The sequence below is a fragment of the Brevibacillus sp. AG162 genome, from assembly GCF_006715575.1.
GTDB classification, from domain to species: Bacteria; Bacillota; Bacilli; order Brevibacillales; family Brevibacillaceae; genus Brevibacillus; species Brevibacillus brevis.
On sequence record NZ_VFNO01000013.1, the window covers coordinates 1 to 15161 of the forward strand.

A 15161-nucleotide genomic window follows, 5' to 3' on the forward strand; every position below is an offset into this window, starting at 1 on the left:
TCGACTTGCATGTATTAGGCACGCCGCCAGCGTTCGTCCTGAGCCAGGATCAAACTCTCCAATAAAGTTTGTTACTGGTTCAAAGCTGGCAAATCTTTTAATGATAGACTCATTAACGCTTTCGCTGTTCAGTTTTCAAAGAGCATAACCGCGCCGTAGCGCAGATTTCTAATTTAACATACCCGAACCACTCTATCAACCGACAATTTCTGCCATCATCTGTTCGAAGTATGTAATGGTGCCGGCGATAGGACTTGAACCCACAACCCCCTGATTACAAGTCAGGTGCTCTACCAATTGAGCTACACCGGCATTTGATTTGTTTTTTCGTTGTGTGCGTTTCGTGTGTGTCCCGCTCACGAGATTTAATATAGCACGTATAAATTTTAAATGCAATAGAAAATCTAAAATAATTTCATTCAAAATAAAAATCGGACGAAAAAAGAGCAGTGGAACAACTCCCCACCGCTCTTTTCTTCTATATATTATCCCGCTCATATTATCCCGCTCGAAAGCCCTCTCCCAACACTTCCTGAGCAGGGCACAAAATAATGAAGGCATCGGGATCCACCGAACGCACCATGATTTTTAGCTTGCTCACTTCACTTTGGCTGACAACTGCCATGAGCACCTTACGCGCGTCTCCAGTATATCCACCAGCACCATCAAGCAAAGTGACACCACGGTCCAAATCATACAAGATGGTTTCTCTCAGCGTATCTGTTTCATTCGAAATGATATAAGCGACTTTGGATGTATTCCAGCCCATCTGAACAATATCAATCGTCTTGCTGGTCACAAACAACGCGATAAGTGCATACAATGCTTTTTCCGGATCGAATACAATCCCCGCAAATAAGATCACTAGTCCATCAAAAACAGCTACACATGCCCCTAAGCTAATTCCTGAATATTTGTGGAGGATCTGCGATGCAATCGAAAAACCGCCCGTCGATCCTCTCCCCCGAAACACGATTCCAATCCCAAGCCCAACCCCGATTCCTCCATAAATACTCGCCAGCAGGAGATTCGTAGTTAACGGCTGCAGGTGACTGGTCAGCATGACGCACAAAGGGAGAACAATCGAACCAACCGCCGCCTTCATACTGTATTGCCGATCGAGAAGTTTAAATCCTAATAGAAACAAAGGAATATTCAATGCCCATTGCACCACTGCTGGAGAAAAACCAAACAAGTTATGCAAAATCGTAGACAGCCCAGAAACTCCCCCAGAAGCAATTTGGTTTGGATTCAGAAACAGATTGAAACTCGTTGCCAATACTAGCGATCCCAGAACCAGCATGCTGTATTCGAGTACTTTTCGCTGCGGACTGTTCATCTGGATTGCGGTTCGTCTTTTTCGTGCCACATGGTTCCACTCCTGACATTATCACGTAAGCAAAATCCGCACATACACTACCATGTTTTGGTGGAAAAGAAAACCCCTATTTGCTCATCCCTCTTATGTAAGATTTACGCATCCCCCAGAAACATGCACGCTAAAGCCATGAGCCGGATAAGATATGAAAAGAAAAAGTTGACTGCACACAAAATAAAAAGGATAATTATAATATAGTAATTATTATAATCTAAGAACGGAGTGACCTGTAATGGATCAGCATATTGTCAGTGTCACACAACAAGTCAAGCATCTAGGAAAAAGATTAACCATTCAAAGAAGAGCCGTACTCCTTCTTATGCTAACCACTCGGCAATACTATACAGCCAAAGACGTTTACCATACATTGAAAAACGAGATGCCAAACATCACGCTCTCAACCGTTTACACCAGCCTGCGCTTTTTCGTAAAAATGGGTATTCTCAAGGAGCATGTTCATCACGACTCCCCCAATCAATTTGAATGTATGGTAACAATGGACGACATTCAGTTGCCAGAGGTCATTTGATTCCTATTCCTTTTCCTCAACGCAAAAAACTCCTGAAATCATCAGGAGTTTTTTTGTATGCCGTCAGCTATTAAAAATCAAAGTTATCCGGGTCTGGACCAACACGGTGATTTTGGTTCAACGCATGAATCATTTCCATGTCTTCTTTCGACAGTTCGAAATCAAATACGGATGCATTCTCGACGATTCGATGCTCTTTGGTCGACTTCGGAATGGTCACGACGCCATTTTGCAAATCCCAGCGTATAATGATTTGGGCAATGGACTTCCCGTATTTTTCTGCAATTCCTTTCAGTACTGGATTGTCCAATAGCTGTCCTTGCATAAGCGGAGACCATGCTTCAAATTGAATCCCTTGCTCCTTGCAGTAGGCACGCAGTTCATCTTGGGACAGGCGCGGATGGAATTCCACTTGGTTGACCATCGGCTTAATCTCAGCGTCTTTAAGCAGTTCCTCTAAATGATGAATGTGGAAATTGCTTACCCCGATGGCTTTTACCATCCCTTTTTTGTACAGCGTCTCCAATGCTCTCCATGCGTCTTTGAACTTTCCTTCTACCGGCCAGTGAATAAGGTACAAGTCCAAGTATTCCAGCCCGAGTTTTTTCAGGCTCGTCTCATATGCAGCCAACGTGGACTCATATCCCAAATCCGCATTCCATACTTTCGAGGTAACAAAAAGATCTTCTCGAGTGATGCCCGCTTCCTTCAAACCTGCACGGATTCCACGGCCAACACCTTCTTCGTTGTTATAAATGGCGGCTGTGTCGATACTGCGGTAGCCGTGCTTGATGGCTGTCTTCACAGCTAGCTCGAGCTCCTCACCTTCCTCTACTTTAAAAACACCCAGACCCAACCAAGGCATTTTCACTCCGTTGTACAGCGTAGTCGTATCTTGCAAATGTTTTGGCATAACTTGTCTCCTCCATCCTGGTTCTCTATGTTAGTATGACTGTTTCCAGTCACCTAATGTGCTTCATGTCGTTTGACAAGTGTTATTATGAGATAGACTAACGAAAAGGAAAAGTACGCACTTTTTTGTATGATAGGCACTAAAAAGTACCTGTCATTCAGGAGGAAATCAACAATGAAGAAGAAGTATAACATATCAGTGGAAGCCACTCTCGAGGTCATCGGCGGTAAATGGAAATGCGTTATTTTGTGTCACCTGACTCACGGAAAAAAACGTACAAGTGAGTTGAAAAGACTGATGCCGGGCATTACGCAGAAGATGCTGACGCAGCAACTGAGAGAACTTGAAGACGATGGCATCATCAACCGGATTATTTACAATCAAGTTCCGCCAAAAGTGGAGTATGAGCTCAGCGAGTACGGCTGGACCTTGAAAAGTATTCTCGATTCGCTCTGCCTATGGGGCGAAAAGCATATCATTAAGGAATACGGCGACAAGTATGCTGTATTGGAAGAAAGTATCTTGAATCAATAAAAGAACAGGAGTAGGTGGAGTGACTTGGGTTTGCGGCAGATCGACGAAGCTTCCAAACAAGCTCTGTCCCTCAACAAATAAAAAAGCTGCCGATCTAATCGACAGCCAAAATGGCGTAGTCATACACAGCTCTTCCCAGTAATCCTAGTGTGTTCAGAGCGGATTGAGCGGTTACATCTTTGGATAAGGCCGTAATGGAAAAGCAGCGATTGTTCGTATACAGCAAGCCTACATCATGCTGTCTGCCCGTATCCCAGCCCGATTTACACGGCAGTTCCCATGCAGGAAAATTGAATTCTTCCTGATTTGGCAATTGGGACGGCAAACCATTACGAACTTGCTGCTTTTTCATAATGGCGATCATCTCTTTACAGGCGCGCTGAGACAGATAACTGCCCGTTGCTATTTGACCTAGCATACTCGCAATATCCCCAGCGGTTATCTTATTGTTTTCTGTGATATCGATTGGATAAATCATCAGCTTTCGTGAATAATAGCTTTGGCGCATTCCCAAATCAATCATGGTCTGTTCGATCTGCGCTTTTCCTACCAAATCAATCAGCATATTTGTCGCCGTATTGTCGCTCTGAATAATCATGAGGGTCACCAAGTCGCGAATCGCAAGCTTCAAGCCTGGAGATAGCGCGTACAAAATCCCCGATCCCCCCACCAGATCCTCTTGGCGTAGAACAAGCTGATCATCCAATCGAAAATGCCCCTGCTCACTTGCCGCGAAAACGGCTGCCATGATCGGCACTTTGATCACACTCTCTGCAATAAACAGCTCGTCCGGTACATGTTCAAAACGGGTTCCTTTAGCTGAGCCCTGTTCCTCCACAACGACACCCCAAGTCCCCTCCGCTTGACCGATAATGGCTGACAACCTTTTTTCCAGCTCCACAGCTTTTCTTCCCTTCTCCCGTTGCTCGTAGTTTCTTGCCGCTCTCCCTTTATCATACTATTCCGAAAACAAATCAGACAAGAGACGGTACCTACTCACAGTTCGTTTATCCATCCTGAACTTGGAAATAATACGTAAGATAAACCTACGGACAAGGTGAGGCATCGTGCAGAACTCCGATAAGATTGGCATTCGCCAATTTGTCATCCTCGTAACATTCATCACCATAGGAGATTCCATCCTGATCTTACCTTCCGTACCTGCGACTGAAGCGCGTCACGATGGATGGCTATCAGGATTGATCGGCATCGTACTGGGGCTGGCCATCGTATACTTGTATTGTGTAGTCGGTCGCATCTACCCCGAACAAACACTGATTGAAAAGAACAAGCTCATATTTGGACGTTGGCTCGGCACGTTCTTTTCTCTCTTCTTTTTGGGGGCTGTGTTAATCAACGGCGCTGTCTATATACGGACGATCGGAGAATTCATGACCACCCATATTATGAAACAAACACCCATTGATGCTGTCATGTTTTTACTCGTTGCCTGCGCAATATACGCTGTTCGATTAGGCCTTGAAACTTTTGCCCGGACCAGCGAAATTTTTTTCCTTTGGTTTGTCTTTACGTTCGTTTCGTTTTTTCTTTTGTTAAGCCCTCAGTTTCAATTCGAGAACCTTTTCCCCTTCTTGGAAAATGGCATTAAGCCCGTCATAAGAGGAGTATTTTCTGTGACCGCTTTTCCCTTCTCGGAGCTGGTTATTTTCCTTATGATTACTCCACTCCTAGATGCAAAACAAAAGCTCACGTCTGCTTTTTTGCGAGGAGCGATATACGGTGGAGTTTGTCTGCTTGCCATCATCTTCTTGTCGCTTTTGGTGCTCGGCCCGGATTTGGTTTCCCGAGAAAACTTTCCGAGCTATTCCCTCGCCAAACGAGTCCAAGTAGGGGAGTTCTTTCAAAGGCAGGAAGCGATGATGGCTCTCATGTGGTTTGTCTCCATTTATTTCAAAGTGGTACTGTATATGTACGGATTTTGCGTGGGTATAAAGCAGCTTCTCCATTTAAAGGAGCACCAGTCGCTCACCTTGCCCATATGCATCTTATTCGTTGCCATCGCGATTATCATCGTTCCAAACGGAGCTTTTTTATATGAAACGTATACGTACTGGCCTTTCTTTGATTTAACAAAAGGGTTCCTGTATCCGTTGATTCTCGTCGTTGGTTACTGGATACGGAAGCAAATGAACAACAAGCCGGCTTCCCTTCAGAAGTAAGGTGTCGGCTTGCTTTATGCTTACAGTAGTTGTTTGATGGCTGCTACTCGCTTCGCATCGACGTATCGGAGAGCCTGTCCTTCTTCTCGTACTGCCGATCCAAAATGAACCTCTTTGACACCCGTACGTTTTACGAGCTCTTCCACATTAGCCAGTGACAATCCACTCCCTGCCAAAATTGTGAGAGGTGTGTTCTCTGTCAGCTTGACGAGCTGCTCAATACAATCCGCTCCCTCGATTGCTGTTTTTTTGCCCCCAGAAGTAAGAATGGTACGGACCTGGGGATATTCCAGAAGAATACGCGTTGCTTCCATTTGATCCACAGCATCATCAAAAGCACGATGGAATGTCACATTCAATGCACCTGACACGCCAAGCAACAGCTCCAATCCCCGTTGATCGAGCCTATTTTCTGGAGTCAGCATGCCAAATACGACACCTGCTGCCCCAAGTTCACGGATGATACGTACATCCTGCCGCATGACCGCAAGTTCCTCAGCCGTATAGCAAAATGATTGGCTATGGGGTCGCACCATGACGTTTACCGGGATGGAAACCGCCTTGACCACTGCGTCAATCAATCCCCAGCTCGGAGTAATGCCTCCCTCCAAAATACCCGAAATGAGCTCCAGCCTGTCAGCTCCGCCCTGCTCCGCACGTTTTGCATCCTCTACTGAAGTCGCAATCACTTCTACTAGCATGATACTTCGCCTCCGTTTTTAGCATTTGTTCAAGACAAAAACTGGCCGTTTCTCCCCGACCACCAACTGATTGTCGTTTTTAATGGCTTTTGGTGCCAACGCATGCAGTCGGTCGATGGTTTCTTGGTTTTCATACTGAATCTGCTCCAAGATCGACGCGATAATAAGCGGCCATACTAATTCAGAGCCATTCAGTACCTTTAGCGAAAAGCTGAGTCTCTCTTTTTTCAAAGCAAAGCCGTATACGCCCATCGCTCCGCCTTTGGCGATTATATTTTCATCCATTAAAAGCGCTGTACAGATGAAGTTGTGACTGGCAATGATTTCGGGACTGCTCGTCATCCAGCCTGTCACTCTCTCTACTGCCTCACGTGTCTCGTGATCCTCGATCAGATCCGGGCAAGCGAGCTTTAGATATGCGATCGCCAGGTTTTTGAGCGGCAACGCAAAAACTGGGAAGCCACAACCATCGACGCTTAGCTGAACCTGTTCTTTTGGATAGTCAGCCAGGTTGGCAAACACCGCCAAGGCCTCCTGTTGGGCTGGATGCTCTGCCTTGTAGTAATCATGAGTGGAATCTCCTTGATCCTTCGACAGTGCCAAATACCCCAAATGCTTTCCTGCACAGTTGTGAAAAAGCCTGCGCTTTTCTATGCCTTGGGACAAGCAAGCAAACTTCGGCTCCTCGTTTAGCGGATAAGTCGGGCAGGTGAGCAATTCGTCTTCCTGAATGCCGGTCTTTCGTAAAATCGACTCCAAGCCTTCCATATGATAGGCTTCACCACGATGGGAGGCCGCAAAGAGTGCTGCTTCGCTGCTGTTCAGTCCGAATTTTTCATCAATTTTACGTTTGGCGATAGGAATGGCTTGAAAGGGCTTAGCTGCGGAGCGCAATAAGGTGATATGGTTCTCATCGCCTGCCCGATAAGCCACCTCTCCTTTTTCATTCACGCCGCACACGATGCCGTTATGTACGTTCTCCAGAATGCCTCCGCGATATTCTTCCACTAAAGGGACATCTCTCATCAAAATCACCCGCTCCACTCCATGTTGATCGATTATGAAAAAAACACTAGCAGTAGCACCCTCCATCCGTCAATCTTTTTCCAAGCGATAATCCCTCCACTTTGGCGTCGATTGTTGTATAATGTCTCAAGGCGCCCATTTGGGTTCCACAAATAAGAAATCCGTGCATCTGCACGGGAGAGGTTCGCGAACTCCCTCTATAAAAAACTAAGCTGGATAACAGTACCTTTCTTTGGTATTGTTATTGTTTTTTTGATGGAAAGTTCAAGAACTCTCTTTCTTCTAATTCAATTAAGAGGAGATGGAGAGCAATGAAAAAGGAAAAAGCCGTTGTTGTCTTTAGCGGAGGTCAGGACAGCACTACCTGCCTGTTTTGGGCCAAAGAGCAATTCGGCGAAGTAGAAACCCTCACATTTGATTACGGGCAGCGACACAAGCTGGAGATCGAGTGCGCCCAGCAAATAGCCGCAGAGCTCGGCGTCAAAAACTCCGTATTGGACATGAGCCTGTTAAACCAGCTCGCGCCCAATGCACTCACCCGCACAGATATTGACATTACCCAGGAAGAAGGCCAATTGCCATCCACGTTCGTCGACGGACGCAACTTGTTGTTCCTTTCCTTTGCGGGCGTTTTCGCCAAGCAACGAGGAGCACGTCACTTGGTAACCGGTGTATGCGAAACGGATTTTAGCGGTTATCCCGATTGCCGTGACGCCTTTATCAAATCACTCAATGTGACATTGAATTTGTCGATGGACTATCCGTTTGTGATTCACACGCCGCTCATGTGGCTGAACAAAGCACAAACGTGGAAGCTGGCGGACGATCTGGGTGCCTTCACCTATATTCGCGAAAATACCCTCACCTGCTATAACGGCATCAAGGGAGACGGCTGCGGCGAATGCCCTGCCTGCCACCTGCGAAAAGCCGGACTGGACACGTATCTTTCCGAGAAAAATCAACCTGGAGAACAAGCCTGATGAGCGCGAACTTTGATTTTCGTATCGTTGATCGCATGCAGGCACTGGGTACCCATATTCAAAAATCACAGCTTCGCTACCATAACAAACGCGTTTTGGTAAGCAAGGAATTTACTTTTGACGCTGCACATCATCTGCACGCTTATGAAGGAAAGTGCAAAAACCTCCACGGCCATACGTACACGGTCGTCTTCGGCATCAGCGGCTTTCCGGACGAGATTGGACTCGTGATCGATTTTGGCGACATCAAGCAAATCTGGAAAGAGCATATCGAAATTTATTTGGATCACCGCTATCTGAATGAGATGCTCCCTCCGATGAATACCACTGCCGAAAACATGGTCGTGTGGATTTTCGAAGAGATGGAAAAACAATTGCAGTCAGATGCCTACCGCGACCGCTACAACGGCGCTCGGGTGGAGTTCGTTCGCCTGTTCGAGACACCGACCAGCTATGCAGAGGCGAGACGGGAGTGGATGGTGGAATGATCCCGGTCTTGGAAATATTCGGCCCTACAATTCAAGGTGAAGGAATGGTTATCGGGCAAAAAACGATGTTTGTGCGAACAGCTGGCTGTGACTATCGTTGCAGCTGGTGTGACTCCGCTTTTACGTGGGATGGATCTGCCCGTGATGAAATCCGGCAAATGTCACCCGAGGCAATCTGGGAGGAGCTCACTCACTTAGGCGGGGACCGTTTTTCCCATGTCACGATCTCCGGGGGAAATCCTGCGCTTTTGGCTGGCATCGGCGAGTTAATCGCCCTGTTGAAGGAGCATGGCATTCGCACAGCAGTCGAAACACAAGGCAGCAAGTGGCAAGCGTGGCTTCCACAGATTGACGACATTACGATTTCGCCGAAGCCGCCTAGTTCCGGGATGGAAACAGATTTTCAAGCGCTTGATCGAATTGTGTACGAGCTGTTGGAACAAAACCATCCAGGACTCAGCCTGAAAGTCGTTGTTTTTGACGACGCCGACTTTGCCTATGCACGCACGATTCATCAGCGTTTTCCAGAGGTGCCTTTCTATTTGCAGCCAGGAAACAGTGATCTGACGGACGCTGATACGCCTCGGCTTCGGGATAAGCTTTTGGAGAGCTTTGAATGGCTGATCGATCAGGCGATGGCGACGCCTGACATGAATGACGCGAAGGTACTTCCCCAACTGCATGCACTTGTCTGGGGCAATAAACGAGGCGTTTAAACGATATTTCACTCTCATGGAAGAAAAGAGGACTGTACTCATATGGCACATCAACATGAACGCGATTTATCCTCCCTCACACTTTTGGGGAATCAAGGGACAACGTACAACTACTCCTATGACCCTAGCGTATTGGAGTCTTTTGACAACAAGCATCCGTACCGCGATTATTTCGTAAAATTCAACTGCCCGGAATTCACCAGCCTGTGCCCGATTACAGGCCAGCCAGACTTTGCGACGATCTATATCAGCTACATTCCTGACATCAAAATGGTAGAGAGCAAGTCGCTCAAGCTGTACTTGTTCAGCTTCCGCAATCACGGCGATTTCCACGAGGATTGCGTGAACGTCATCATGAACGACTTGATCAAACTGATGGACCCGCGCTACATCGAGGTATGGGGCAAGTTCACTCCTCGCGGCGGCATCTCGATCGATCCGTATTGCAACTACGGGAAACCGGAAACGAAGTACGAGGAAATGGCGAGCCATCGGATGATGAATCATGATATGTATCCGGAGAAAGTGGATAATCGGTAGAGTGATCAGGTGATGAGAAAGAAAAAACCCTTATTGTAAATAAGGGTTTTTTCCTTTTCCAATTAGAAATCAAGGTCGTGATCGTTGGTGTGATTCTATTCCTTCTGCTACGGTTTACTGCGGAAGGAGGTGATACTATGACCAAGCATCTGTATTTTTACGCAAGTTTCGAAGATGCAGCGCGACTCAATCGGGAGTTGATTCAGCTGGGCTACAGGAATTATTATCTGGAGCCGCACGAACACCTGGTTGCTTTTGTTTTCGAGCCTGTTACCGAGGTGAGCCACGCCATCTTGAAACACTTGTTTGATGCAGATGATCTGTCACACCTAGAAAACTAACTCTGCAGGGCTGGTGCTCCTCGAAAGGGGCATCAGTTCCTATTCCTTGGTTGCTGCTGTTTTTCAACTTTGATGAGCTGCCTAAGTGCTCCTTTAAAAAAGGGCGCTTTTTGGTAATATTTCTCACCTGAAAATATTGCTAAAATATGGATATGAAGGTAATGTATTATTGGATATCAATAAATTGGAGGTGGTAACATTGAAAAAATTTATCCAAACCACACTTCTCGCGTTATCTGCCATGCTTGTTATTCCGACCAGCGCAATAGCTAGCAGTGCCCAACCACAGTCTACAGAAGCGGTTGCTCCTGTTTCAAAGACCACAGAAGTTTTGAGTTACACTAAATTAGGAAGTAGAAGCTCTGTTGACTCTAAATTGTTCGAGATTGAATCCCCTGGAAACATTACTGTTCATGTAACGCAGAAAAGTAGGCTTTCTTCCATTACACCCAACTTGACCTATCGAATCTTGAGTTTTGGTCCAGATGGTAGTTCTACATTTGGTACTGGACGTTTTGACGGCAACGGGTCCTTTACATTTACAAACACCAAAGAATTACCCGCAGGAAAATACTATATATTGGTTAGGAACAGCGGAATCGGGAGAGCAATGGGAACCGTGTCTGTGACAATTCCTTAAATGTTTGGATTATTTATGGAGGCTTTCGCATATGAAAGCCTCTTTTCTCTACGCAACTAGTTGCTGACGGATACTTACTATCGACACTTAACCACTTAACGATTGTGTTCATCTCTCGTTCATATTCAACGATTACACTTACAAACGTAGTCAAAAGAAAATGATGCAGGAGATGATCTAACATGTTAACAGCGGCTGTCATTTTTATAAATCTCGCTCTACTTGCCTATACGATTGGCGTATGGAGCGAAAGACGTTCTGGAGAACTAAAGCTGAAACACCTTTTCTATTTTGGTTTCGGTTTAGTATTCGATACCGTCGGAACCACTTTTATGAAATTGCTCGCTGAGAGCTCCAGTTTCAATTTGCATGGCATTACTGGGTTGATCGCTCTGATCTTGATGTTCTTCCATACAGTGTGGGCGTGTGTCGTCCTGTGGAAAAAGAAGGAACATCAAATCAGGCAATTCCATAAATTTAGCCTGATCGTATGGCTTTTATGGCTTGTTCCTTATTCCATTGGCTTCGCTTTAAGCTTTATGAAATAGGAATGCTCTCTATTACGCACCGCGCGCGGACAATCTACCCTTACCTCAACCCTCTCAACCGATGAGAGGGTCTTTTGCTTTTCTCGCGGCTGTTCAACCTATCATCAACTTTGCCTACCATTCGACAATATCTCCTAAAGTAATCAGAACGATAATCGTATAAAATGTAATAAATTACTATTTTTAGAAATATAAAACTTTTAGCTACGACTCAATAATCGTTTTCTAAACAACATTCACCATTTCAGAAAGGTTGATGCTCATGTTTAAAAAAGCACTGATTATCCTGTCATTAAGTTCAGTCGTCGTAGTACCCTCTCTAGCCACACAAGTCCAAGGGGCAGCGCTCCCTACACAGGAAAAGGCAACCACCTACGCTTCCAATAAAAAAATCAGAAACGCCACGTATGGTGAAGAAATCTGGGTGTCGCTTACCTCACCTATTCCAGCCGGATGGGTTATCGTTAGAACTTTAGGAACGCAGAACCTGATCAAGAATGTGAACGGTGCTTCTTATGGCACGGAGGTAGAGGTGCTGCTAGCTTCGCCTATCCCAACCGGATGGGTCATGGTTCGAGCCTTTAGAGGATCGAATGTAATCAAGAATATGAACGGTGCTTCTTATGGTACGGAGGTAGAGGTGATGCTCGCCTCGCCTATTCCTGAAGGATGGGTCATGGTTCGAGCCTTTAGAGGATCGAATGTACTCAAGAATATGAACGGTGCTTCGTACGGCACGGAGGTAGAAGTGATGCTCGCTTCGCCTATCCCAAAAGGATGGATCATGGTTCGAACCTATGGAGGATCGAATGTGATCAGAAATGTTAATGATGCTCCTAACGGAACACAGATTGAGGTACTGCAAGCCTCGCCTGTTCCTGAAGGATGGATCATTATCAGTTCAGGTGGAAATTCGAAAGTGATCAGGAAAGTTGGCTAAAACAAAGCGCACATGACATGCATCTAGTCCGCAGGCTGACGTCGAAATGCAATCGGCATCAGCTTGTCGGCTTTTCTTTATTCATAAGTTTCCATCAATCGTGGAATTATAAGGGAAGCAAACGTCCTAAGGAGGCTAATGATGAGCACGTTTTACGAGAAATATGGTGGGGAAGATACGGTCGCAAAAGTAGTGGACTACTTTTATGATTTAGTTTTAGCTGATGACACCGTGAACCACTTTTTCAAAGACACCGATATGGAAAAACAGCGTAAACACCAAACAAAGTTCATCAGCTATGCCCTCGGTGGTCCGAATCAATATTCTGGCCAGTCTATGGCAAAGGCTCACGAAGGGATGAATCTGCAACCCATTCATTTTGATGCTATCGTTAGGCATCTGCGTGATGCCTTGACTCACTTTGGTGTCAGCGAAGAAGATATTGCCGATGCGCTGAGCAAAGTAGCGTCACTACGGGATGATATTTTGTATAAATAACCGAGCGACCAGGTGGATTACGTTCCTCTCAGTGGCCCTTCGTTATCGATTGGCCATTTTTAGTTTGCTCATACACATTTTGTAAAATTCTTAGCAACTCTATTTTCTTCCTTACGTATATGATAGGAGCAATATTTGAACAATGGAGGAAGTTTCGAAAATGGAAGATCAATATTTTGTTGGTTATGGTACATTGGCCCTCATCAACGCCGGACTAGCTCAAGGAAAAAATCGAAGCGGTCTTAACTGGTTTTTTCTCTCTTTATTCCTCGGCCCGATAGCAACACTAATCATTGTAGTCTGGGAAAAATTGCCCGAGCAGAAAGACTTGTCACAGTGAGCATGTTGATAAGGAGGCAGACATGATGCAAATCCGAAATGTACAAGAGCACGATTACCTCAAAGTTATTCCGGTCCTCAACGATTGGTGGGGTGGGCGACAAATGTCTGATATGTTACCCAAGCTGTTTTTTATCCATTTCCAGTCAACGAGCTTTATTGTTGAAGAGAATGGAGAAGTCATCGCTTTCCTCATCGGCTTCTTGTCCCAGACGTTGCCTGGAGAAGCTTACATTCACTTCGTTGGGGTACATCCGGACAAGCGAAAAGATGGGTGGGGACGCGAATTATACCACCATTTCTTTCAAACTGTAAAACAAAAAGGATGCGATACGATTCGATGCATTACCTCTCCTGTTAATAAAGGCTCAATCTCCTTCCACACCAAGTTAGGTTTTGCGGTTGAAAAAGGAGATAAAATGGTGGATGGAATTGCTGTGACCTCAAATTATGATGGAAAAGGAAATGACCGGGTTACTTTTGTTAAGAAGATCTAATCTTATGGCAACCCGTAATCACAGTTCAAATACCCAAAAAAGTAGGTCGTTCACATGCTTAAAGAACTTGGTTTCGGCGCTGTTTTGCAGATTCTCTGTATGATCATAGCGATAACGACGGGGAACATCGATCAAGCAGGCAATTATGCTGAGTACCTTGCATTTGGTCTCCTTACACTAGCTGGATTAATGGTTCTGTCCCCAGTGGCATTTTTGCTGTCATCTTTTCATTTACGTAACCAAAAAGCACCATTTCGCGTACTTATCAATAGCCATACCAAAGTAATCTTTCACGTGGAAGGATGCGGTCTGATTTGAAAAGCGTAAAAGAATTATGGGGCTGGACCAAAACGTTGGGCATCTCCATCTCACTCGCAATGCTGGTTAACATATTTGTCCTCCAACCATTTAAAGTGAATGGACAATCGATGGAGCCCACTTTGCAAAACGATGAACGCATCTATGTGTCGAAATTATCCCACACATTCTCTTATCTCCCTGAGTACAACGATATTGTCGTGGTCGACAGCCGTGTAAACCGGGATCGTACGTTACAAGATGACATCCTTGAAAATCCTTTACTCATGCTCGCCACGGGGAAAAGCGAAGCCAAAACATTCTGGGTAAAACGAGTCATAGGCAAACCCGGCGATACTTTGGAGTTTAAGAACGAGAGCCTGTATCGGAATGGACAGCCGTTAAACGAGCCGTACATAAAAGAAAAGATGGTCAACGTACCTGATGCTAAAATCGTCATACCGGAAAATCATGTGTTTGTGATGGGAGATAATCGTAACAATAGCGATGATAGTAGAGTCATTGGCGTGATTCCACTCGATCATATTATGGGAAAAAAACTGTTTTAATCAGATGAGAGCCTTTTCCAATGAGGAAGGCTCTCAGTTATTGAACGCATAGACGAATGTCCGTTTCGAAACGCCTGACAAACGCATTTACTAGTGATAAATGCATACAAAGGGGCGTTTCTTGATGAGCTCTCGGCACTCTCATTCCTTACGCTTTATTCGATTTGCCGATCGGCCCGGGCATTTTCATGGGTATGACACACTGACAAGCATTTCGGGTCGTCATCGTCACCGAATACGTGGCAGAACGTCACCCCCTCAGGGAATGAGAGATCGGCACGTCCATTACTACGAAGGTACCACTACATTTGATGATGGACATGTGCATCGCTACAGGGGATGGACGGGGCCGCCTATACCGCTGCCGGACGGAAGTCATTACCACGAGTTTTCAGGGCAAACCACCTATGATGACGGGCACACTCATTACTACCGGGGTGTAACCAGCGAGGCCCTATCTTAAGCGAAGAAGGCTGTTCCTCCCCGGAACAGCCTCTCGTTTCCTCT

Annotated in this window: 22 protein-coding genes, 1 tRNA gene, 1 rRNA gene and 1 riboswitch; of the genes, 17 read left to right on the forward strand and 7 right to left on the reverse strand. The window is 45.7% G+C overall.

Going from position 1 to position 15161, the window contains the following annotated elements; all coding sequences use genetic code 11:
* The 3 genes from FB479_RS26790 to FB479_RS26800 form a co-directional block, all read right to left on the reverse strand.
* Positions 1–65, reverse strand: a 16S ribosomal RNA gene (locus FB479_RS26790); the annotation flags it as partial.
* A 171-nt stretch (positions 66–236) separates the two neighbouring features.
* A tRNA-Thr gene (locus FB479_RS26795) sits at positions 237–312 on the reverse strand.
* A gap of 187 nt (positions 313–499) precedes the next feature.
* Positions 500–1369 (reverse strand): YitT family protein, encoded by an 870-nt coding sequence (locus tag FB479_RS26800; protein ID WP_106657796.1) that lies wholly within the window; start codon positions 1367–1369, stop codon positions 500–502.
* Positions 1370–1610: 241 nt separating this feature from the next.
* On the opposite strand from FB479_RS26800, the gene FB479_RS26805 reads away from it, so the two are divergent.
* Positions 1611–1907, forward strand: a complete 297-nt coding sequence (locus tag FB479_RS26805; protein ID WP_106657795.1) for a Fur family transcriptional regulator — start codon at positions 1611–1613, stop codon at positions 1905–1907.
* A gap of 70 nt (positions 1908–1977) precedes the next feature.
* Here FB479_RS26805 and FB479_RS26810 read toward each other — a convergent pair whose 3' ends face one another.
* Positions 1978–2820 (reverse strand): aldo/keto reductase, encoded by an 843-nt coding sequence (locus FB479_RS26810; protein WP_106657794.1) that lies wholly within the window; start codon positions 2818–2820, stop codon positions 1978–1980.
* Positions 2821–2994: 174 nt separating this feature from the next.
* Here FB479_RS26810 and FB479_RS26815 point away from each other — a divergent pair, with 174 nt between their 5' ends.
* The gene (locus FB479_RS26815; protein WP_017251146.1) at positions 2995–3354 is read left to right on the forward strand and encodes a winged helix-turn-helix transcriptional regulator; all 360 of its coding nucleotides are present in this window, start codon (positions 2995–2997) and stop codon (positions 3352–3354) included.
* Positions 3355–3448: 94 nt separating this feature from the next.
* Here FB479_RS26815 and FB479_RS26820 read toward each other — a convergent pair whose 3' ends face one another.
* Positions 3449–4255 carry a serine hydrolase gene (locus tag FB479_RS26820; protein WP_142067302.1) on the reverse strand — a complete coding sequence of 269 codons (807 nt, stop codon included), beginning with the start codon at positions 4253–4255 and terminating at the stop codon, positions 3449–3451.
* 166 nt (positions 4256–4421) lie between these two features.
* Here FB479_RS26820 and FB479_RS26825 point away from each other — a divergent pair, with 166 nt between their 5' ends.
* On the forward strand, positions 4422–5534 hold the full coding sequence (locus FB479_RS26825) for a GerAB/ArcD/ProY family transporter (protein ID WP_106657792.1): 1113 nt from the start codon (positions 4422–4424) through the stop codon (positions 5532–5534).
* A gap of 20 nt (positions 5535–5554) precedes the next feature.
* Here FB479_RS26825 and FB479_RS26830 read toward each other — a convergent pair whose 3' ends face one another.
* Together FB479_RS26830 and FB479_RS26835 are read right to left on the reverse strand one after the other, a co-directional pair.
* Entirely contained in the window at positions 5555–6235 is a 681-nt protein-coding gene (locus FB479_RS26830) for a copper homeostasis protein CutC (protein WP_142067303.1), read from the reverse strand.
* An 18-nt stretch (positions 6236–6253) separates the two neighbouring features.
* Positions 6254–7261 (reverse strand): asparaginase, encoded by a 1008-nt coding sequence (locus FB479_RS26835; RefSeq protein WP_185746431.1) that lies wholly within the window; start codon positions 7259–7261, stop codon positions 6254–6256.
* A gap of 173 nt (positions 7262–7434) precedes the next feature.
* A riboswitch (PreQ1 riboswitch) is annotated at positions 7435–7478 on the forward strand.
* Positions 7479–7572: 94 nt separating this feature from the next.
* Here FB479_RS26835 and queC point away from each other — a divergent pair.
* The 14 genes from queC (at position 7573) to FB479_RS26905 (ending at position 15117) form a co-directional block, all read left to right on the forward strand.
* Entirely contained in the window at positions 7573–8241 is a 669-nt protein-coding gene (gene queC, locus FB479_RS26840; protein ID WP_017251152.1) for a 7-cyano-7-deazaguanine synthase QueC, read from the forward strand.
* Positions 8241–8729, forward strand: a complete 489-nt coding sequence (gene queD / locus FB479_RS26845; protein ID WP_106657790.1) for a 6-carboxytetrahydropterin synthase QueD — start codon at positions 8241–8243, stop codon at positions 8727–8729. The genes queC and queD overlap by 1 nt, the downstream gene beginning before the upstream one ends.
* A complete protein-coding gene (queE, locus tag FB479_RS26850; RefSeq protein WP_142067304.1) occupies positions 8726–9445 on the forward strand; it encodes a 7-carboxy-7-deazaguanine synthase QueE in 720 nt (239 codons plus the stop codon). The genes queD and queE overlap by 4 nt, the downstream gene beginning before the upstream one ends.
* Before the next feature lie 42 nt (positions 9446–9487).
* Positions 9488–9985 carry a preQ(1) synthase gene (gene queF, locus FB479_RS26855; RefSeq protein ID WP_142067305.1) on the forward strand — a complete coding sequence of 166 codons (498 nt, stop codon included), beginning with the start codon at positions 9488–9490 and terminating at the stop codon, positions 9983–9985.
* 137 nt (positions 9986–10122) lie between these two features.
* On the forward strand, positions 10123–10326 hold the full coding sequence (locus tag FB479_RS26860; protein ID WP_056491295.1) for a hypothetical protein: 204 nt from the start codon (positions 10123–10125) through the stop codon (positions 10324–10326).
* A gap of 199 nt (positions 10327–10525) precedes the next feature.
* Positions 10526–10966 carry a hypothetical protein gene (locus FB479_RS26865; protein ID WP_106653932.1) on the forward strand — a complete coding sequence of 147 codons (441 nt, stop codon included), beginning with the start codon at positions 10526–10528 and terminating at the stop codon, positions 10964–10966.
* 182 nt (positions 10967–11148) lie between these two features.
* On the forward strand, positions 11149–11514 hold the full coding sequence (locus FB479_RS26870) for an HsmA family protein (RefSeq protein ID WP_142067306.1): 366 nt from the start codon (positions 11149–11151) through the stop codon (positions 11512–11514).
* A gap of 262 nt (positions 11515–11776) precedes the next feature.
* Complete coding sequence (locus tag FB479_RS26875) at positions 11777–12454, forward strand: hypothetical protein (protein WP_106653930.1); 678 nt, start codon at positions 11777–11779, stop codon at positions 12452–12454.
* A 141-nt stretch (positions 12455–12595) separates the two neighbouring features.
* Complete coding sequence (locus FB479_RS26880; protein WP_106653929.1) at positions 12596–12952, forward strand: group I truncated hemoglobin; 357 nt, start codon at positions 12596–12598, stop codon at positions 12950–12952.
* A 160-nt stretch (positions 12953–13112) separates the two neighbouring features.
* Complete coding sequence (locus FB479_RS26885) at positions 13113–13292, forward strand: hypothetical protein (protein WP_106653949.1); 180 nt, start codon at positions 13113–13115, stop codon at positions 13290–13292.
* A gap of 25 nt (positions 13293–13317) precedes the next feature.
* Positions 13318–13788, forward strand: a complete 471-nt coding sequence (locus tag FB479_RS26890) for a GNAT family N-acetyltransferase (protein ID WP_142067415.1) — start codon at positions 13318–13320, stop codon at positions 13786–13788.
* 54 nt (positions 13789–13842) lie between these two features.
* Positions 13843–14106: a hypothetical protein gene (locus FB479_RS26895; RefSeq protein WP_142067307.1), complete on the forward strand. Its 264-nt coding sequence runs from the start codon at positions 13843–13845 to the stop codon at positions 14104–14106.
* Positions 14091–14654: a signal peptidase I gene (gene lepB / locus FB479_RS26900; RefSeq protein ID WP_106653926.1), complete on the forward strand. Its 564-nt coding sequence runs from the start codon at positions 14091–14093 to the stop codon at positions 14652–14654. Before FB479_RS26895 ends, lepB begins: the two co-directional genes overlap by 16 nt.
* Positions 14655–14778: 124 nt before the next feature.
* Positions 14779–15117, forward strand: a complete 339-nt coding sequence (locus FB479_RS26905; protein ID WP_106653925.1) for a YmaF family protein — start codon at positions 14779–14781, stop codon at positions 15115–15117.
* The last annotated feature ends 44 nt before the right edge of the window (positions 15118–15161 follow it).